Consider the following 16,957-nt stretch of genomic DNA (forward strand, 5'->3'; position numbering starts at 1 on the left):
TGTCGCCAGCCGGCCCTCAGGCGTGCTGGTGCGACTCGTGCTCGGAATGGCTCGCGGGCTCGAGCTGGAACGTGCAGTGTTCGGTGTCGAAGTGGCTGCCGAGGCAGGCGGTGAGCTTGTCCAGGACCTGGTCGGCGCCGCGGGCGTTCAGGACGCCGTCCTCCACCACCACGTGGGCGGAAAACACCGGCACGCCGGAGGTGATGGTCCAGATATGGATGTCATGGACGTCCACCACGCCGTCGACGCTGAGGATGTGCTCGCGGATCATCTGCACCTCCACACCTTTGGGAGTGGCCTCCAGGAGCACGTCCACCACATCGCGAAGCAGGCTCCAGGCCCGCGGCAGGATCATCAGGGCAATAAGGACTGACGCGATGGTATCCGCCGCCTGGTATCCGGTGAACATGATGATCAGGGCCGCGACAATAACGGCGACGGATCCCAGCAGGTCCCCGAGTACTTCAAGATAGGCGCCGCGCACATTCAGGCTGTCCTGGTGCGCGCCGTGCAGGATCAGCAGCGATACCAGATTGGCAACCCCGCCCAGGATCGCTGCGAAGAGCATGATGTCCGTGTGGACCTCGGGCGCCGATCCGATCCGCCGGATGGCCTCGGAAAAGATGACCACAGAGATGACAATAAGGATCAGTGCGTTGGCAAGGGCGGCAAGGACCTCTGCTCGCTGGTACCCGTAGGTCCGCTGGTCGCTGGCCGGCCTTCCCGCGATCCAGGCCGCCAGGAGTGCGATGGTCACGCCGGCCGCGTCGGAGAGCATGTGGCCGGCGTCGGCCAGCAGGGCCAGCGAACCGGACAGGGCCGCACCCACCACCTGGACCAGGACGACCGTCAGGGTGATGGCCAGGACGGCGATGAGCCGTTTGCGGTGCCTGCCTGTTGCCGTGATCCCGTGTGTGTGGCTGTGGTCGTGTCCCATGCCTACAAGGCTAGTCCCAGCCAAGCTCGTGCAGCCGGTGGTCATCGATGCCGAAGTGATGGGCGATCTCGTGCACCACCGTCACCGCCACCTCTTGGATGACCTCGTCGCGGGACACGCAGATGTCCAGGATGGGCTGGCGGAAGATGGTGATCCGGTCCGGCAGCGAGCCGGCGTCCCACCAGGAATCCCGCTCGGTCAGAGGCACGCCCTCGTAGAGGCCCAGCAGGACAGTATCCGGGTCTTCGCCAGGGCCGGGGACGTAGTCGTCTTCGACAAAGACAGCCACGTTGTCCATGGCGGCCGCGAGCTTGGGCGGGATCAGGCCCAGGGCGTCAGTGACAGCGGTTTCGAAGTCGTCGGCGGACATCTCGAAGGGAAGCGGCTCGTGCGGGCCCTCCGGGATGATCGGCAGTCCGGGCGGCAAATTGGCGGGCATGTCCATGACTGTAGCGCGGAATTCGGGGCTGCCCGGCCGCGCTCAAGGGCGGATGGCACTCCGGGAGCGTCGGCGGGTCAGGCCTACCCCAACGAGGCAGACCACCCCGCCCACGAGGCCCCAGGCGGAGGGTACCTCGCTCAGGACCAGCCACGAGATGAGGATGGTGGTGCCGGGCACCAGGTACGTGGTGGCTGCCAGCTTCCCGGCTTCAATGAGGGATAACGCGTAGGCCCACGTGGTGAACGCGATCGCAGTGGGGAAGACGCCGAGGTACGCCAGCCCGAGCGTTGCGGACAACGGCGCGGCCTGCAGTTCGGACACCAGCTGCCCGGTAAAGGGCAGGCAGCAGACGGCGCCCACCATGATCCCGAACCAGGTGGCCTGGGCCGCGGGGATCTTCCGCAGCACCGGTTTCTGGATGATGACACTGACGGCGGCGAGCACCGCGGCAAGGAGGCAGAGCAGCACGCCCCCGACATCCGCCGTCGAACGTTCACCGGACCCTCCGCCTGAACCCGCGCCGGATCCGAGCGCGATCAGCGCCACCCCGCCGAATGCCACCAGGCTGCCGATGATCAGCCAGCGGGGGAAGCCTTCCTTGAGGACGAAGCCCGCCATGATGGCCACGAGGATGGGATTGACGTTGATCAGCAGGGCCGCCGTGCCGGCATCCAGGAGGTGCTCCGCAGCATTCAGCGCCACGTTGTAGCCGCCGAACCACATCACGCCGTAGCCGAGGATGGGCCACCATTCACGGCCTCGCGGCAGTACCTTGCTCTTCGTCAGTTGCGGCAAAACCAGCGCACCGAGTACGACGGCGGCAACCGCCAACCTGCCCAAGGTCAGGGAACCGGGGGAAAAGTTTGGCCCGATCGCGCGGATGCCCACGAATGCGGACGCCCACAGCACCACCGTGACCAGGACCGCTGCGATGCCCCGGGCGCTGATGCCGCCCTGCCGCATGGGAAGTGCTGCCGATGATGTGGAGCCGGTGGGGGAGGTTGAAGCCATGCTGCCAATGTAACCCTGGGCCTGCGCCGGCGGCTGGCGGAAATCAGTCACGTCTCGTCGAGTTCCTGCCATGAGCCCGGGCCCGAAAAGGGGCCGGTGATACGGCGGTCTCGGTTAGGATGCGTTTTATGGTTACAGCTTCAACTTCACGCGGGTCCGTGCCGGACCCTGCCAAACGGATCCGCCTGGTTATCTGGATCCTGCTCGGCGTCATCGTGGTGGCAGGCGGCGCCTGGTACGCGGTGCTGACGTTGAACAAGCCCGCGCCGGCCCCGGCGCCTCCCGCCGGCGGGGGTGCTGCAGGCGCCGAACAGCTGGTGCGGACGGACAGCCACCGGCTCACCACCCCGGCGGTTGAAAAGGCGCAGCTGGTGGAGTTCCTGGACTTTGAATGCGAAGCCTGCCGCTCCGTCCATCCCTTCGTGGAGGAACTGAAACAGGAGTTTGGCGACAGGATCACCTTCGTCAACCGCTACTTCCCGCTGCCCTCGCACCCGAACTCCGGCACGGCTGCGCTGGCCGTGGAGGGTGCCGCGCAGCAGGGTAAGTTTGAGGCGATGTCCGCCAGGATGTTTGAAACCCAGGATCAGTGGCATGGAAAAAGCGAGTCGCAGGGACCGCTGTTCCGGACCTTCGCCGAGGAACTGGGCCTCGACCTGGCGGCGTTCGATGCCACGGTGGCAGCCGACGCGACGAAGGAACGCATCCGCGCTGACATTGCGGACGGCACGGCCCTGGGCGTGACCAGCACTCCGACGTTCTTCCTCAACGGGGAAAAGCTGACACTGACCACCAAACAGGATTTCCGGCAGAAGCTTACCGACGCAGTGAAGTAGCTCCCCGCACTAAGCCTTGGCCGCCCATTCCAGAAGCCGGGCCAAGGGCCACGTGGTGACAATCCGCTCAGCAGGAACATCGTTCAGGGCAGCGCGGGCCGCACCGTACTGGAGGAAGTCCAACTGCCCGGGAGCGTGGGCGTCGCTGTCGATGGAGAACAGGCAGCCGGCGTCCAGGGCCAGCTGGATGAGGTTGTCCGGCGGGTCCTGCCGCTCAGGCCGCGAGTTGATCTCCACGGCGACGTTGTTTTCGGCGCAGGCAGCGAACACCTCCTTGGCATCAAACTCGGACTGCGGCCGGGTGCCCCGTGATCCTTCCACCAGGCGGCCGGTGCAGTGGCCCAAAACATTGGTGTGCGGATCCCGGATGCCTGCGAGCATCCGTTCCGTCATGGTGGTCCGGTCGGCGCGGAGTTTCGAGTGGACACTGGCCACCACGATGTCCAGCCGGTCCAGCATCTCCTGCGACTGGTCCAGCTCGCCGGATTCCAGGATGTCCACCTCGATGCCGGCCAGCAGCCGGAATTCGTTCGTATTTCCGGCGTTGAGCCCTGCCACCACATCGAGTTGCTCGGTGAGGCGCTCCGCGCTGAGCCCGTTGGCGATGGTCAGGTTGGGCGAGTGGTCGGTGAGGGCCAGGTACTCGCGGCCCAGCAGCTTCGCGGCCGCAGCCATCAGCGGGATGGAGGATCCGCCGTCGGACCAGTCGCTGTGGCTGTGGAGGTCACCGCGCAGTGAGGAATGGAGTTCAGCCCCGCCGTCGGCGAGCGGCGCCGAGCCGCGCTGGCGCAGGTCCGCGAGGTATTCGGGTACTTCGCCATCCACGGCCTGGCGGACCACCTGGTAGGTCCTGTCCCCGATACCCTTCATGCTCTTGAGCCTGCCGTCACGGGCCCGTGCTGCCGTCTCTGCCGGATCCAGTGCGGCGATGACCCCGGCCGCCTTCCGGAAAGCTTGGACCTTGAAGGTGGCCGCGCGTTCGCGCTCCAGCCAAAAGGCGATCTCATTGAGCGCAGCGACGGCATCCATCTGTCCATCTTCGCCTGTTCCGGCCGCTTCGGTGAGGCCTTCGCAGCCCGATTTTGGAATATTCCGTCCAAGGCCCTATAGTTTTAGAGTCCAGTTCGGGGAAACAGCAAACGACAAAGACTGAGGGCTTCGGCTCAAAGCCTTTTCTTTTGTTCCGAACGGGTTCTGGCCCCCATCGTCTAGCGGCCTAGGACACCGCCCTTTCACGGCGGCGGCACGGGTTCGAATCCCGTTGGGGGTACGCAAGGAACTGGTCAGGCAGGCAAAAAATGTCTGGTAAGCTGGAAGCCTTGAAAAAACGCGGTAGGCATACTGCGAAGCAAGAAAAGCAAGGCCCTGTAGCGCAGTTGGTTAGCGCGCCGCCCTGTCACGGCGGAGGTCGCGGGTTCAAGTCCCGTCAGGGTCGCTCTGGTTGTCGGAAGAGATTTCGGCGGTCATGGTGACATGTCACCTAGGCTCTGTAGCTCAGTTGGTAGAGCGTTCGACTGAAAATCGAAAGGTCACCGGATCGACGCCGGTCGGAGCCACCACTGGGAAGCATCAGTTCTTCGGAACTGGTGCTTTTCGTCTTTAAGCCGGGCTAGTGAAAACGCTGGGTTGTCACGGCCAGGGGATAGGGTTGGGAACAACAGAAGGGGAAGTGCCTGATGGAATACCAGAACCCACAACCCGTAGCGGCCGGGCGTCAGCTTGATGCCGGGCAGCTTGCTGCCAGCCAGCTCGCCAGCACGTCGCCCGTGCCCGGCCATGGCCGCACAGTGATCGCTGAAACCGCCGTGGCAAAAGTCGCGGGCATTGCCGCCCGTGCGGTGCCCGGCGTCTATTCCTTGGGCTCCGTTCCATCACGGGCGCTTGGTGCCATCCGGGATGCCGTTGGCAGTTCGGACCACGCCGCTGGTGTCCGTGCCGAGGTGGGCGAAACCCAGGTGGCTGTGGACATCAGCCTCGTAGCCTCCTACGGCACACCACTCCACTCCCTTGCCGACCAGGTCCGGGCATCGGTGTACCGCGCTGTTGAGGAACTTGTTGGCCTGCAGGTCATTGAAGTGAATGTCGAAATAACCGATGTTTACGTGGCGCCGCCGCCCAAGGCAGCGGCCCCCGTGACCACAGAGAGGGAGGCGCTGCTGTGAACCTGACCGTAGTGGGCATTGCCGTCGGTGCGTTCGTGGCATTTATGTCCTTCCAGTTCGGGCTGTGGGGCTTCCTTATTTCGCTTCTCTTCATGGCCGTCGGGGCCCTGCTGGGCCGCGCTGCAGAAGGGAAACTGGACCTGCGCGGCGTCCTGGATGCAATCATCGGCCGGCGCTCCTCATCATGACCGCAGCCGCACCCTCCGTTCCTGCACAGGGGCTGAATGGTCATAACCGGATCAGCACACAGGCCCTGACCAGCCTTGCCAAAGCAGCGGCCGCCGAGGCCCTCGGGGTGGAAGCGCACGATGTGCGGGCGGACTGGTCGGACGACGACGGCCTGCTGGCTCTGGCGCTTGTCTCACCCATCAGGATCCCGCCCCTGACTGCCGTGCTGCGGGACGCGGGAAGGGTCGCCGCGTTCGGCGGACCCATCTGGGACAGGACGGTAGAGGCAAAAAGCAGGATCCTGTCCACCGTCACAGTGCTGAGCGGCGCGCAACTGAGCAGGGTGGATATCCGGATCAGTGGCGTCAAGCCAAGCGAGGGAGGCAGGGTCCAGTGAGCCACAAGCTGGTAGATGAGGACGTGGCAAGCCCCGGGGAAGCCGCCCCCGCGCCAACCGGTCGTCAGTTGGACCTCCGCAGGGTGGTTTACCGGGAGACGCATTCATCGCGGGCCGCGGTGTCCGTGGTGGCGGCCGTGCTGGTGATGGGGATCGCGGGCTACGGTCTGCTCGAATCGGCCGTGCACGCCATTGGGCAACCGGCCTGGCTGATTGAACCCCAGTTGGCTGCTGAACGCATCGTTGCACTGCCTGCCGGCCTGCCGCCGCTGTTGATCGGGGCCGGGGGTGCGGTGGTTGCGATGGTGGGCCTCTTTTTTCTGCTCAACGCCGTACTGCCCGGCAGACGGGCGCGGCACGTACTGAACGGTGGCGATTCCTCAACCGCCGTGGTGGTGGATGACGAGGTCATCGCGTCGGCCCTGGCCCGCAGCGCCAGGCTTGCCGCCAATGTCACTCCGGAACAGGTCATGGTGGTGGTTTCGCAGCGACAGGTCATGGTGAATGTCCGGCCCACCTCGGGAATTCCGGTGACGGAGCAGGCGGTGCTCGCCGCCGTCGAAGATGAACTCAGGGAGATGTCGCTGGATCCACTCCCGGAAGTCCGCGTCAACATTTCCACTGCAGGGGTGATTGGCGCATGACCAGCACTCCCTCGCTTCTCAACCGGATCCTGATCGGAATCCTTGGATTCAAACTGCTGGCGATCGGCGTCCTCCTGGTCCTGCTGGCCACCGTTCCCGCGGTGGGAAAGTGGTGGCACGCCTGGTCGGGTGCGGCCTGGAGCGGGCTGAACCAGGCCTTTGACAGCACCCGCTTTCCGGGCCGCCCTGAAAGCTGGTTGTGGATCATCATGGCCATCGCACTGGTGATCCTGATCGGCCTCATGGTTGCCTGGATTGCCCAGCAGGGCAAGGGCCGCAGCAACCTGCTGGTGGCCGAATTCGATCCCGGTGCCGTTCCCGGAGACGTGCGGATCAGCGGGGGAGTCGCCGAGCAAGCGCTGAAGCATGCCCTGGCGGAACGGCCGGATCTTGCCGGTGCCACGGTGGCCACCTACGACGTCCACGGTAGCCCGGCCCTGAAAATCAGGCTTCAACCGCGCCAAGGCGTCGCGCCGCACCTCTTGGCGGCAGAAGTCACTGCCCTCGTGTCGGCCTTGGACGCAGTGGTGGGCAAACCCACGCCCGTCCTCATCCACATCGGCGCCGGAGCCCGCACACGGTTCAGCAGGGCCGAGCGCGTCCGTTAGCTGGCACGGGTCCCCGGCGACCCGCAGGGCCTCGTTCCGAAGGCGTTATCCTGCGCCGGGGACAGCTGCAGCCGCCCGGGAAGCCCGGTTCTTAACCCCAGATCTCCTTTCGGACACGACGCGGTGTAAACGCTTGCATTTCGCGAGAAAACCTAGTTAGTGTGTGAGCCGTACCACGTCCATGGTCTTCAGCAAATGCACTCGCACCTGTTCTGGAACTCACCGAGGAGTCATCAGCAAATGAATAACCGCAAATACCTGCTTCCGATTGCCGCAACCGGAGCACTGGCGTTAGCCCTGACGGCGTGCAGCAGTTCCGGGGGTGGTGGGGCGGAGACCAGCAATACTGACTGCTCGGCCTACGGGAGCTACGGAAAGCACGATGGGAAAACCGTCTCCGTCTACTCCACCATTGTCGACATCGAAGCGACGAACCTCGAGGCTGCATTCAAACCGTTCGAGCAGTGCACCGGCGCAACCATCAAGTACGAGGGCAGCAAGGAATTCGAGACCCAGATCGGGGTCCGGGCCAAGGCAGGAAACGCGCCGGACATCGCCATCTTCCCCCAGCCCGGCCTGATGGCCGACCAGGCCAAGGCCGGCAACCTGAAGCCGGCCCCGAAGGCTGTCTCGGATCTGGTGGACAAGAACTGGTCCGCAGACTGGAAGAAGTACGGCACCGTCAACGGCACCTTCTACACCGCTCCGATGCTCGCGAACGTCAAGGGCTACGTCTGGTACGCCCCGAAGACCTTCAAGGACAAGGGCTGGGACGTGCCCAAGACCTGGGACGAGATGCTGACGCTGTCCAAGAAAATCGCCGACGACGGCACCATGAAGCCGTGGTGTGCGGGCTTCGAATCCGGTGAAGCGACCGGCTGGCCAGGCACTGACTGGGTGGAGGACGTCGTCCTTCGTGCCCAGGGGCCGGAGGTTTATGACCAGTGGGTGAGCCACCAGATCCCGTTCAATGATCCCAAGATCGTGGAAGCCATGAACAAGACCGGTGAGATCCTCCTGAACGACAAGTTCGTCAACGGCGGCTTCGGCGACGTCCGTTCAATCCTGAGCACCGGCTTCGCGCAGGCGGGGCAGCCTGTCCTCGACGGACAGTGCGCCATGCACCACCAGGCCAACTTCCAAGCCGCCAACTGGCCGGAAGGGACCAAAGTGGCTCCCGACGGTGACGTCTGGGCGTTCATGACCCCTCCGATTGATGCCAGCAAGGGCCAGGCCATCACCGGCGGCGGCGAAATGGTGGGCGCTTATAAGGACACCCCCGAGGTGCAGGCTTTCCAGGCTTACCTGGCCAGCGCTGACTTCGCCAACAACCGGGTCAAGCTCGGTGGCGTGATCAGCGCGAACAAGGGACTGGACCCGGCGAGTGCTCAGACCGAACTCGACAAACAGTCCATTGCCCTCCTCCAGGATCCTAAGACGGTATTCCGCTTCGATGGCTCTGACCTGATGCCGGGCGCCGTGGGATCCAACTCCTTCTGGAAGGGCATCGTTGCATGGATAAACGGCACCCCCTCGCAGCAGGTGGCGGACAGCATTGAAGGCAGCTGGCCGAAGGGCTGACCACCTTCACACTGCGCCCTTGGGACCTTGAGTCCCAAGGGCGCAGTGTATTCCGCACTATCTGATCCACGCACACCACGGAGGTTGGGCAATGGAATTTCTTGGAGGAAAGTTTCTTCAAGTTTTTATAGCTTTGGCGGTTTTTGCCGCACTGATCGGGCTGATCATGCTGATTGTGGACAGGGCTCCCAAATCAGTCAAAGACAAAGTAACGATCGTTGGTTTTCTTGCGCCGGCGGCAATCCTGATGTTGGTGGGCCTCGTTTATCCGGCCGTGCAGACATCATTTCTGGCATTCACCAATGCTTCCGGCCAGCCGAACGGCGTGGATAACTTCGTCTGGATGTTTACCCAGCCCGCGGCGCTGGCCACGCTCCGCAACACCATCATTTGGACCATACTGGTGCCGTTGCTTTCCACAGGGTTCGGCCTGGCATACGCGGTCTTCATCGACAAGGCCCGGGGTGAAAAGGTCCTCAAAGCCCTCGTATTTATGCCCATGGCCATTTCATTTGTGGGCGCCGGCATCATTTGGAAGCTGGTTTACGACTACCGGGGTCCCTCCATCGAACAGACCGGCGTGATCAACGCAATACGCGTCGCCCTCGGCATGGACCCCAAACAGTTCCTCCTGGACGCTCCGGAAAACACCATCTTCCTCATCATCGTGATGGTCTGGATTCAGACCGGGTTCGCAATGGTGATCCTTTCGGCAGCCATCAAGGGCGTTCCGATGGAACTCGTGGAGGCGGCCCGCCTGGACGGCGCCAACCCTTGGCAACAGTTCAGGAACGTCACTATCCCTGGTATCCGCGGCGCGTTGGTGGTGGTGCTGACAACCATCACCATCGCCACCCTGAAGGTCTTCGACATTGTCCGCACCATGACCGCGGGCAATTACGACACCTCAGTGATCGCCAATGAGATGTACACCCAAGCGTTCCGTGCCGGGGAACCGGGCAGGGGCGCAGCGCTCGCTCTGGTCCTCTTCCTTCTGGTCCTGCCCATCGTGGTCTACAACGCCCGCGTACTTCGTCAGCAAAGGGAAATCCGATGACAGTCATGCCAGCGCCGGATGAGGCAGCCAACTCTTCCCGGACCCAGGTACGCCCAGCCAAAGGCCGTCCTGTTTCGCCGGAGGATTCCGCGCCCATCATGCGGCGCGTCAAGAACAAACTCACATCCCGGTGGGCCACCACCGCCGCCGTGATCATTGCAACCGTGTGGACGGTGCCCACCTTTGGCCTCCTGGTGTCCTCCTTCCGCCCGGCGGCCAAACAGGTGGGGCCGCGTTCGGACGGCTGGTGGAACTTCTTTTCCGACTGGGACTTCACGTTCAAGAACTACGTGGACGTCACGGCAGCTGCCGGATCGCAGTCCGCTAACCTTTCCCAGTACTTCGCCAACTCCGTAGCGATCGTCATCCCGGTAACCGTCTTTGTCCTGGTGCTTGCCTCCATGGCGGCCTACATCTTCGCGTGGGGCAATTTCAAAGGCCGCGAGGCTGCGTTCATCTTTGTCTTCGCCCTTCAGATCATCCCCCTGCAGATGGCGTTGATCCCGCTGCTGACCCTGTTTACCCAGGTGCTGCAGATTCCGCCGGGATCCTATGCCCAGCTCTGGATTGCCCACACGATGTTCGGGCTTCCCCTGGGCATCTTCCTCCTCCACAACTTCATCTCGGAAATCCCGGGCGAAGTGATCGAGGCGGCCAAGGTGGACGGGGCCGGCCACACCACGATTTTCTGGCGGATCATCCTGCCGCTGTCAGTGCCTGCCTTGGCCTCGCTCGCCATCTTCCAGTTCCTGTGGGTCTGGAATGACCTGCTGGTTGCACTGGTGTTCTCCGGCGGGACGGCAGACGTTGCTCCGATCACCCAACGGCTGGCAGAGATCTCCGGTACCCGCGGCAGCAGGGACTACCTGAACCCCGCGGCGGCCTTCGTTTCAATCATCGCTCCGCTGGCCGTCTTCTTTGGCCTGCAGCGCTACTTTGTCCGCGGGCTGCTCGCCGGCGGGCTCAAGGGCTGAGCCAAGGCGTTTCGTCCATGAGGGGATACCGTGGCACGCAGTACGGAGAGGTCGCAACGTGGCGGCCACAGCGGCGTCTCCATCGAAGACGTGGCTGCAGCCGCGGGAGTTTCCACAGCAACGGTGTCCCGGGCGGTGCGCGGGCTGCCCAGGGTTTCACCCGCCACCCGGGAGAAGATCCTCGAAGTGGCGGAGGCCCTGGGCTACGTGGCGTCCTCGTCCGCGTCCGGATTGGCAACCGGCCGCACCCGGACCATGGGCGTCCTGGCTCCGTTTGTGAGCCGGTGGTTCTTTTCCAAAGCCATTGAAGGCGCGGACCGCGAACTTCACGCCAGGCAGTACAACCTGTCGCTCTTCAACCTGGGCGGCCACGGCAGCAACCGGGAACGCCTCTTTAGCAAGACCATGGTCTATAAGCAGATCGACGCTTTGCTGGTCCTGTGTATGGCACTGACCCCCGATGAGCTCGACCACCTGCAGAAGATTGATATCCCGCTGGTGGTGGTGGGCGGCCACGTGGAGGAGTGCGCCTACATCGGCATCGACGATTATGCCGCGTCATCCACCGCGGTCCGGCACCTGATCGACCTCGGGCACCGGGACATTGCACTCTTGCACGGCGACGCCGAAACCGACCTCAACTTCGACGTTCCCCGTGTGCGCATCCAAGCGTTTAAGGACGTGATGGCCGCCGCGGGGCTGCCGGTCCGGCCCGAATGGGATGAGTGGGGAGACTTCACACTCCGCAGCGGCCAGGAAGCGTTCACGCGGCTCTGGGCCCGGCCGGGCGTCAAGCCCACCGCCATCTTCTGCGCCTCCGACGAGATGGCCATGGGCATCATCTTCGAAGCCACCCGGGCAGGGGTCCGCGTGCCGGAGGATCTGTCAGTGGTGGGCATCGACGATCACGATTTCGCCGACGCCATGGGGCTCACCACGGTGAGGCAGCGGCCGGATGAACAGGCGGAACTGGCTACCAGGATGCTCCTCGACGAACTCAACGGTGTGGCCGGGGCAGTCCGTTCCGCCGTGGCGCCCCACCAGCTCATCGTCAGGCGTACGACGGCGGCACCCCCTTCCTAAGGCAGCGCACCGCGGCGAAGGGTTTGGGGAGCTCCGGTCAGGAGGCGCGGGCGAGCTGGCGGATGGGAATCCAGCGGGAGGCGAGCCGCCGGTAGGCCGCCGCGGCACCTGTCATGTCACCCTCAGCCAGGCACTCGATGCCCAGCCGGATGTCCATCGGGGACTCGTCAGGATAGACCTTGTCCGCCACGGCACCGTAGTCCAGTTCCACCATGGAATTGACGTGGAACATTTCCAGCCACTCGGTTAGCTGGGCCAGATCGTCCAGCATGTCCAGGTCGGGGGCGGCCAGGGCCAGGTTTGCCACCGCGTAGCGTGCCCGCTCCATGGCCTCAGTGATGGGAGCCCACACCCGGACAGTGAGGATGCGACCGCCGGATTCCACCACATCCTTGTGATCGCCCTCGGCAAACAGCGAGAACCAGCTGAACGGGATGCCCCACGTGGAGGCACGCGTATGCACCCGGATGCTGCCGTCACGGGCTTTGACCTGGTCGATCCGCTCCTGGTGTTTGTCCCGCTGTTCCTCCGGAATCAGCATTTCAGCCAGCGGGCCGTGGATCCCCTCCATTAGCGCGTTCGCGGCGAGCCCGGCGCGCAGGACCAGTTGGCTCGGACAGTAGAGCAACACGCGCTCGGCACTGGTTTCACGGGACTCCGCACCCGGGCCGGCGGCAGCACCGGCGTCGGACGTCTCTGCCTGCGGAGCCCCTTCCTGCGGAGCTCTTGCCTGCGGGGCAGTGTGAGGCGTTACGCCGGGCACGCTGGTCACCCTGACCAGGTCCGTCCGCCCGGTCGGAAAAGGGTCCCCGCCTGCGCGCGTGATCCGGCCCAGCGAAGCCAGCAGCTCGGCGTTTTCGACGGCGGCCCGGGAGGCAGTGCGTGCGCCGGCGGCGCGGATGGCTTCCCGCTGTCCTTCGGGGAAGGCTTCCAGCGGTTCGTAGACCCGGAGTGTTGAGGAGAATGGCAGGCCGGCCTGGCCCCGGTAGAGGCTTCCCGTCACTGCAGTCTCCTTTCCAGGGCCCCGGCAGCGGCCATCAGTCAGCCAGCTCCACAATGACGGGGGCGTGGTCCGAGGCGCCCTTGCCCTTGCGTTCCTCGCGGTCGATGGAGGCACCCGTGACCCGGGCGGCCAGGGCGGGGGAGCCCAACACAAAGTCGATGCGCATGCCCTCCTTCTTCGGGAACCGCAGCTGGGTGTAATCCCAGTAGGTGTACACGCCCGGCCCGGGCGTGTACTGGCGCGCCAAGTCCTTGAACCCGGCCTCTTCGAAGGCGTGGAACGCAGCTCGTTCCGGCGGGCTGACGTGGGTGTACCTGTTGTTGACGAAAAGGTCGATGTCCCAGACGTCGTCGTCGAACGGTGCAATGTTCCAGTCGCCCATCAGCGCCACCTGGGCGTCCGGGTCAGCGGTGACCAGGCTGTGGGCGTGGTCCTTGAGGGATTCGAGCCATTTGATCTTGTACGGCATGTGTTCGTCATCAAGGGAGCGGCCGTTGGGCACATACAGGCTCCAGATCCGGACTCCGCCGCAGGTGGCAGCCATGGCGCGGGCCTCCTGTACAGGGTCCTTGCCGGCCTTGCCAAACGGAGGCTGGTCCAGGAACGTGCGCTCCACGTCTTCCAGGCCCACCCGGGACGCGATGGCCACACCGTTCCACTGGTTGACGCCGAAGTGGGCCACCTCGTAACCCATGCGTTCGAACAGCTCCCACGGGAAGTTCTCGTCCTTGCACTTGGTTTCCTGGATGGCCAGGACATCGCAGTCGCTGCGCTGCAGCCAGGCCTCGACACGGTCGGCGCGGGCACGGAGGGAGTTCACATTCCAGGTAGCAATCTTCACAGTCCCTAACTTACCTTGGCTGTGCAGGTGCGGGGAAAGCCCTGCCACGCCGCCCGCTCCCGCAGCTGCGGCCCTTCAGCCCCCGAGCTTCAGCCCTTCAGCCCGGGCGCTTCAACCCTTCAGCCCCGGGAAATCTGCGTCGGAGTACTCGATTCCAAAGCCGGCAGCCGCCTTCACCGCGTCCTTCGCTGCCAGCTCCCTGGCACCGGCGCCGTGCCTGGATTCCTCGCGTTGCCGCAGCTCCACCCGGCGGATCTTGCCCGAGATGGTCTTGGGCAGCGCCGCAAATTCGAGCCTGCGGATGCGCTTGAACGGTGCCAGGTGCTCGCGGCAGTACCGCAGGATGTCCTCCGCCAACTCGGGCCCCGGCTCCAGGCCCGCCACCAGAACCACGTAAGCCTTCGGGAGGGAAAGTTTGAGCGCATCCGGCGACGGCACTACCGCCGCCTCGGCCACGGCGGGGTGCTCCAGGAGCACGCTCTCCAGTTCGAACGGCGAGAGCCGGTAGTCCGAGGATTTGAAGACGTCATCGTCCCGGCCCACGTAAGTGATGGTTCCCCGTTTGTCCCGGCTGGCCATGTCGCCCGTGTGGTAATAGCCACCGCGGAACGCATCCGCGGTCTTCGCGGCGTCGCCGTAGTAGGACTTCATCAGGCCGACGGGGCGGTGGTCAAGGCGGAGGCACAGCTCGCCGTCGTCCGCTTCCTCCCCGGTGTTCGGGTCCACCAGCACCACGTCGTAGCCGGGGAGCGGCTGCCCCATGGCGCCGATGGTTACGGGCTGGCCCGGCGTGTTGGCCACCTGGACCGTGCTTTCGGTCTGCCCGAAGCCGTCGCGGATCGTCTGGCCCCAGGCGCGCTGCACCTGGTCGATCACCTCGGCATTCAGCGGCTCACCGGCCGAGACCACCTTGACGGGCGGTGTCTTCAGGAGCTTCAGGTCCGCCTGGATCAGCATGCGCCACACCGTGGGCGGGGCGCAGAAGCTGGTGACGCCTTCACGGTCCATCTGTTCCATCAGGGCACGGGCATCAAACCGTTCATAGTTGTAGACAAAAACACACGCCTCCGCGATCCACGGGGCAAAAAAGTTGGACCATGCGTGTTTGCCCCAACCGGGGGAAGCGACGTTCAGGTGGACGTCCCCCGGTTCGAGGCCGATCCAATACATCGTGGACAGATGCCCCACCGGATACGACGTATGCGTGTGCTCCACCAGCTTGGCCTTGGACGTGGTCCCGGACGTGAAGTAGAGCAGGAGTGTCTCATCCGCCCTGGTGGGGGCGCCGGCCTCGAAGGCGACGTGCGCCGTCGTAGAATCCGCATACTGCAGCGCTGCTGTGGTGGCGCCGGGCGCGCCGGTGTTGGTGCCTGTTGTTTGTGCGCCTCTCCCGCGCTCGGCGATCTCAATGAGGCGGTAGTTGCCGGGAACGCCAGCGAACTTGCCGATGTTGGAATGTCCGACGGCGGCCCAGCCCGCCTCGCCGCGCTCCACACGTTCGGTCAGGTCCGCAGGGCCCATCAGCGTGGTGGTGGGGATCAGGACAATGCCGAGCTTGATCCCCGCTAGCATCAGCTCCCACAGCTCCACCTGGTTGCCCAGCATCACGATCATCCGGTCGCCCCGGCGCACGCCCTGGCTTTGCAACCAGTTGGCCACCTGGTTTGACCGCGCGGCGAGGTCGGCGAAACTGCGGCGCGTAGCCGAACCGTCCTGCTCCACGATCACGAGGGCGGGGTTGTTGGCCTTCGCAGGGTCGGCAGCGATCTGATCAAACCAGTCGAGGGCAAAATTGAACTCCGTGAACTGTGGCCATCGGAACTCACGCCTGGCGCGGTGGTAGTCGGAACGGAGTGCCAGCAGGTGGTCCCGTGCTTCCCGGAAATCATCGGTCACTGACAAGGAGAGACCTTTCGCCACGTGATGCGCATCACTAATACCCAACCCTTTGCAATATACTAGGACATCCAAGAGTTTGGAAGACTGAAGGGACGTAGGCCGTGCAGCCACCAGGACGTGAGCTTGATGTGACAGACCTCCCGCCGTTTCCCGATGCCGACCTTATGTACATTGTGGACCTCCTGCCGGCCGCCGAACGCGAGCGGTACTTGGACACCCGGGCGTTTCTTCAGTCCACGGTACGGCCCGCGTCCATCGATTACTGGAACCGCGAGGAATTCCCCTTCGGGCTGGTGGCTGAACTGGGCAAGCGCGGGCTGGGGCAACTGCAGACGGACGGCACCTCGAAGCTGTTCAAGGGCCTCATGTACGTCGAAGTGGCCCGGGCGGACGTCTCGCTCTCTGCCCTGGTGGGAATCCACAACGAACTGATCGTGGGCATGATCGACGCTCTGGGTTCCGAGGAGCAGAAGCAACGCTGGCTGCCCGGGCTGGCAGCGTTCACCCAACTGGGTGCGTTCGCCCTGACGGAACCGGAGCATGGCTCGGACATTGCCGGCGGACTGGAGACCTCCGCGCGGTTGGAGGGCGGCGAATGGGTCATCAACGGTGCCAAACGCTGGATCGGCTCGGGCACCATAGCGGACTTCGCGCTGGTCTGGGCACGGGACCAGGCGGACGGGCAGATCAAGGGCTTCATCGTGGAGACTGACCGTCCGGGGTACCGGGCCACCAAGATTGCCAACAAGATCGGCCTGCGGATCATGCAGAACGCGGACATCGCACTGGACAACGTCAGGATTCCCGAGTGCAACCTGCTCCCGGGGGCCACGGACTTCGCCAAAGCCAACGACCTCCTGCGGGACTCCCGGGCCTGGGTCGGCTGGCAGGGAGCCGGCATCCAGCTGGCCGCGTTCGACATCGCCCGGGCTTACGCCTTGGAACGCCGGCAATTCGGCAAGGAGCTGGCACGCTTCCAGCTGGTCCAGCAGCAACTGGCGGAGATCCTGGGCAACGCCTCCGCATCGCTGGCGCTGATGGCACAGCTCGCCCGGATCCAAACGGACGGAAGACTGGAGATGGCCCAGGCTGCCATGGCTAAATCCACCTGCACCCGGCTGGCGCGTTCTTCAGTAGCCATGGGAAGGTCGCTGCTGGGCGGCAACGGCATTAGCGCCGACTATGAAATGGGCAAGCTTTTTGGTGACGCCGAAATCCTTTATACCTATGAAGGCAGCTACGAAATCAATTCGCTGATCGTGGGCCGGGCCGTCACGGGGAAATCTGCGTTCGTTTAGTACGGATCGCTAAAGC

Annotated in this window: 18 protein-coding genes and 3 tRNA genes; 14 read left to right on the forward strand and 7 right to left on the reverse strand. The window is 64.3% G+C overall.

What is annotated here, in order from left to right; all coding sequences use genetic code 11:
* Positions 1 to 16: 16 nt before the first annotated feature.
* Genes AC1MCD_RS01975 through AC1MCD_RS01985 form a run of 3 tightly spaced genes read right to left on the reverse strand, consistent with a single transcriptional unit; the run spans position 17 to position 2,342 of the window.
* Positions 17 to 937, reverse strand: coding sequence for a cation diffusion facilitator family transporter (locus AC1MCD_RS01975; protein ID WP_498675387.1), 921 nt, complete (start codon positions 935 to 937; stop codon positions 17 to 19).
* Between the two features lie 10 nt (positions 938 to 947).
* A complete protein-coding gene (locus tag AC1MCD_RS01980) occupies positions 948 to 1,376 on the reverse strand; it encodes a metallopeptidase family protein (protein ID WP_498675389.1) in 429 nt (142 codons plus the stop codon).
* A gap of 42 nt (positions 1,377 to 1,418) precedes the next feature.
* A complete protein-coding gene (locus tag AC1MCD_RS01985) occupies positions 1,419 to 2,342 on the reverse strand; it encodes a DMT family transporter (RefSeq protein WP_498678479.1) in 924 nt (307 codons plus the stop codon).
* 176 nt (positions 2,343 to 2,518) lie between these two features.
* Here AC1MCD_RS01985 and AC1MCD_RS01990 point away from each other — a divergent pair, with 176 nt between their 5' ends.
* Positions 2,519 to 3,226, forward strand: coding sequence for a DsbA family protein (locus AC1MCD_RS01990; protein ID WP_498675392.1), 708 nt, complete (start codon positions 2,519 to 2,521; stop codon positions 3,224 to 3,226).
* Between the two features lie 9 nt (positions 3,227 to 3,235).
* Here AC1MCD_RS01990 and AC1MCD_RS01995 read toward each other — a convergent pair whose 3' ends face one another.
* A complete protein-coding gene (locus AC1MCD_RS01995) occupies positions 3,236 to 4,255 on the reverse strand; it encodes a PHP domain-containing protein (RefSeq protein ID WP_498675393.1) in 1,020 nt (339 codons plus the stop codon).
* Positions 4,256 to 4,423: 168 nt separating this feature from the next.
* Between AC1MCD_RS01995 and AC1MCD_RS02000 the strand changes: the two genes are divergently transcribed.
* The 12 genes from AC1MCD_RS02000 to AC1MCD_RS02055 all read left to right on the forward strand — a co-directional run bounded on the left by AC1MCD_RS02000 (position 4,424) and on the right by AC1MCD_RS02055 (position 11,900).
* Positions 4,424 to 4,496 (forward strand) — tRNA-Glu (locus AC1MCD_RS02000).
* 91 nt (positions 4,497 to 4,587) lie between these two features.
* Positions 4,588 to 4,661 (forward strand) — tRNA-Asp (locus tag AC1MCD_RS02005).
* A 48-nt stretch (positions 4,662 to 4,709) separates the two neighbouring features.
* Positions 4,710 to 4,785, forward strand: a tRNA-Phe gene (locus AC1MCD_RS02010).
* 117 nt (positions 4,786 to 4,902) lie between these two features.
* Positions 4,903 to 5,388 (forward strand): Asp23/Gls24 family envelope stress response protein, encoded by a 486-nt coding sequence (locus tag AC1MCD_RS02015; RefSeq protein ID WP_498675396.1) that lies wholly within the window; start codon positions 4,903 to 4,905, stop codon positions 5,386 to 5,388.
* Positions 5,385 to 5,576 (forward strand): hypothetical protein, encoded by a 192-nt coding sequence (locus AC1MCD_RS02020; RefSeq protein WP_498675398.1) that lies wholly within the window; start codon positions 5,385 to 5,387, stop codon positions 5,574 to 5,576. The genes AC1MCD_RS02015 and AC1MCD_RS02020 overlap by 4 nt, the downstream gene beginning before the upstream one ends.
* Complete coding sequence (locus tag AC1MCD_RS02025; RefSeq protein ID WP_498675400.1) at positions 5,573 to 5,953, forward strand: hypothetical protein; 381 nt, start codon at positions 5,573 to 5,575, stop codon at positions 5,951 to 5,953. Before AC1MCD_RS02020 ends, AC1MCD_RS02025 begins: the two co-directional genes overlap by 4 nt.
* Positions 5,954 to 6,021: 68 nt before the next feature.
* Positions 6,022 to 6,597 carry a DUF6286 domain-containing protein gene (locus tag AC1MCD_RS02030; protein ID WP_498678481.1) on the forward strand — a complete coding sequence of 192 codons (576 nt, stop codon included), beginning with the start codon at positions 6,022 to 6,024 and terminating at the stop codon, positions 6,595 to 6,597.
* Entirely contained in the window at positions 6,594 to 7,205 is a 612-nt protein-coding gene (locus AC1MCD_RS02035; protein ID WP_498675401.1) for a hypothetical protein, read from the forward strand. The genes AC1MCD_RS02030 and AC1MCD_RS02035 overlap by 4 nt, the downstream gene beginning before the upstream one ends.
* A gap of 240 nt (positions 7,206 to 7,445) precedes the next feature.
* Positions 7,446 to 8,786, forward strand: coding sequence for an ABC transporter substrate-binding protein (locus AC1MCD_RS02040; protein WP_498675404.1), 1,341 nt, complete (start codon positions 7,446 to 7,448; stop codon positions 8,784 to 8,786).
* Between the two features lie 91 nt (positions 8,787 to 8,877).
* A complete protein-coding gene (locus tag AC1MCD_RS02045; RefSeq protein ID WP_498675407.1) occupies positions 8,878 to 9,843 on the forward strand; it encodes a carbohydrate ABC transporter permease in 966 nt (321 codons plus the stop codon).
* Positions 9,840 to 10,817, forward strand: a complete 978-nt coding sequence (locus tag AC1MCD_RS02050; RefSeq protein ID WP_498675410.1) for a carbohydrate ABC transporter permease — start codon at positions 9,840 to 9,842, stop codon at positions 10,815 to 10,817. The genes AC1MCD_RS02045 and AC1MCD_RS02050 overlap by 4 nt, the downstream gene beginning before the upstream one ends.
* 30 nt (positions 10,818 to 10,847) lie before the next feature.
* A complete protein-coding gene (locus AC1MCD_RS02055; protein ID WP_498675412.1) occupies positions 10,848 to 11,900 on the forward strand; it encodes a LacI family DNA-binding transcriptional regulator in 1,053 nt (350 codons plus the stop codon).
* Positions 11,901 to 11,937: 37 nt separating this feature from the next.
* Here AC1MCD_RS02055 and AC1MCD_RS02060 read toward each other — a convergent pair whose 3' ends face one another.
* From AC1MCD_RS02060 to AC1MCD_RS02070, 3 genes are all read right to left on the reverse strand, one after another.
* The gene (locus tag AC1MCD_RS02060; RefSeq protein ID WP_498675414.1) at positions 11,938 to 12,903 is read right to left on the reverse strand and encodes a DUF8083 family protein; all 966 of its coding nucleotides are present in this window, start codon (positions 12,901 to 12,903) and stop codon (positions 11,938 to 11,940) included.
* Positions 12,904 to 12,937: 34 nt separating this feature from the next.
* Positions 12,938 to 13,744: an exodeoxyribonuclease III gene (locus tag AC1MCD_RS02065; RefSeq protein WP_498675416.1), complete on the reverse strand. Its 807-nt coding sequence runs from the start codon at positions 13,742 to 13,744 to the stop codon at positions 12,938 to 12,940.
* 111 nt (positions 13,745 to 13,855) lie between these two features.
* Positions 13,856 to 15,646 carry an AMP-binding protein gene (locus tag AC1MCD_RS02070; RefSeq protein WP_498675418.1) on the reverse strand — a complete coding sequence of 597 codons (1,791 nt, stop codon included), beginning with the start codon at positions 15,644 to 15,646 and terminating at the stop codon, positions 13,856 to 13,858.
* Between the two features lie 161 nt (positions 15,647 to 15,807).
* On the opposite strand from AC1MCD_RS02070, the gene AC1MCD_RS02075 reads away from it, so the two are divergent.
* Positions 15,808 to 16,941 (forward strand): acyl-CoA dehydrogenase family protein, encoded by a 1,134-nt coding sequence (locus AC1MCD_RS02075; RefSeq protein ID WP_498678484.1) that lies wholly within the window; start codon positions 15,808 to 15,810, stop codon positions 16,939 to 16,941.
* Positions 16,942 to 16,957: the final 16 nt, after the last annotated feature.

It is taken from the genome of Arthrobacter sp. BF1 (assembly GCF_056680215.1).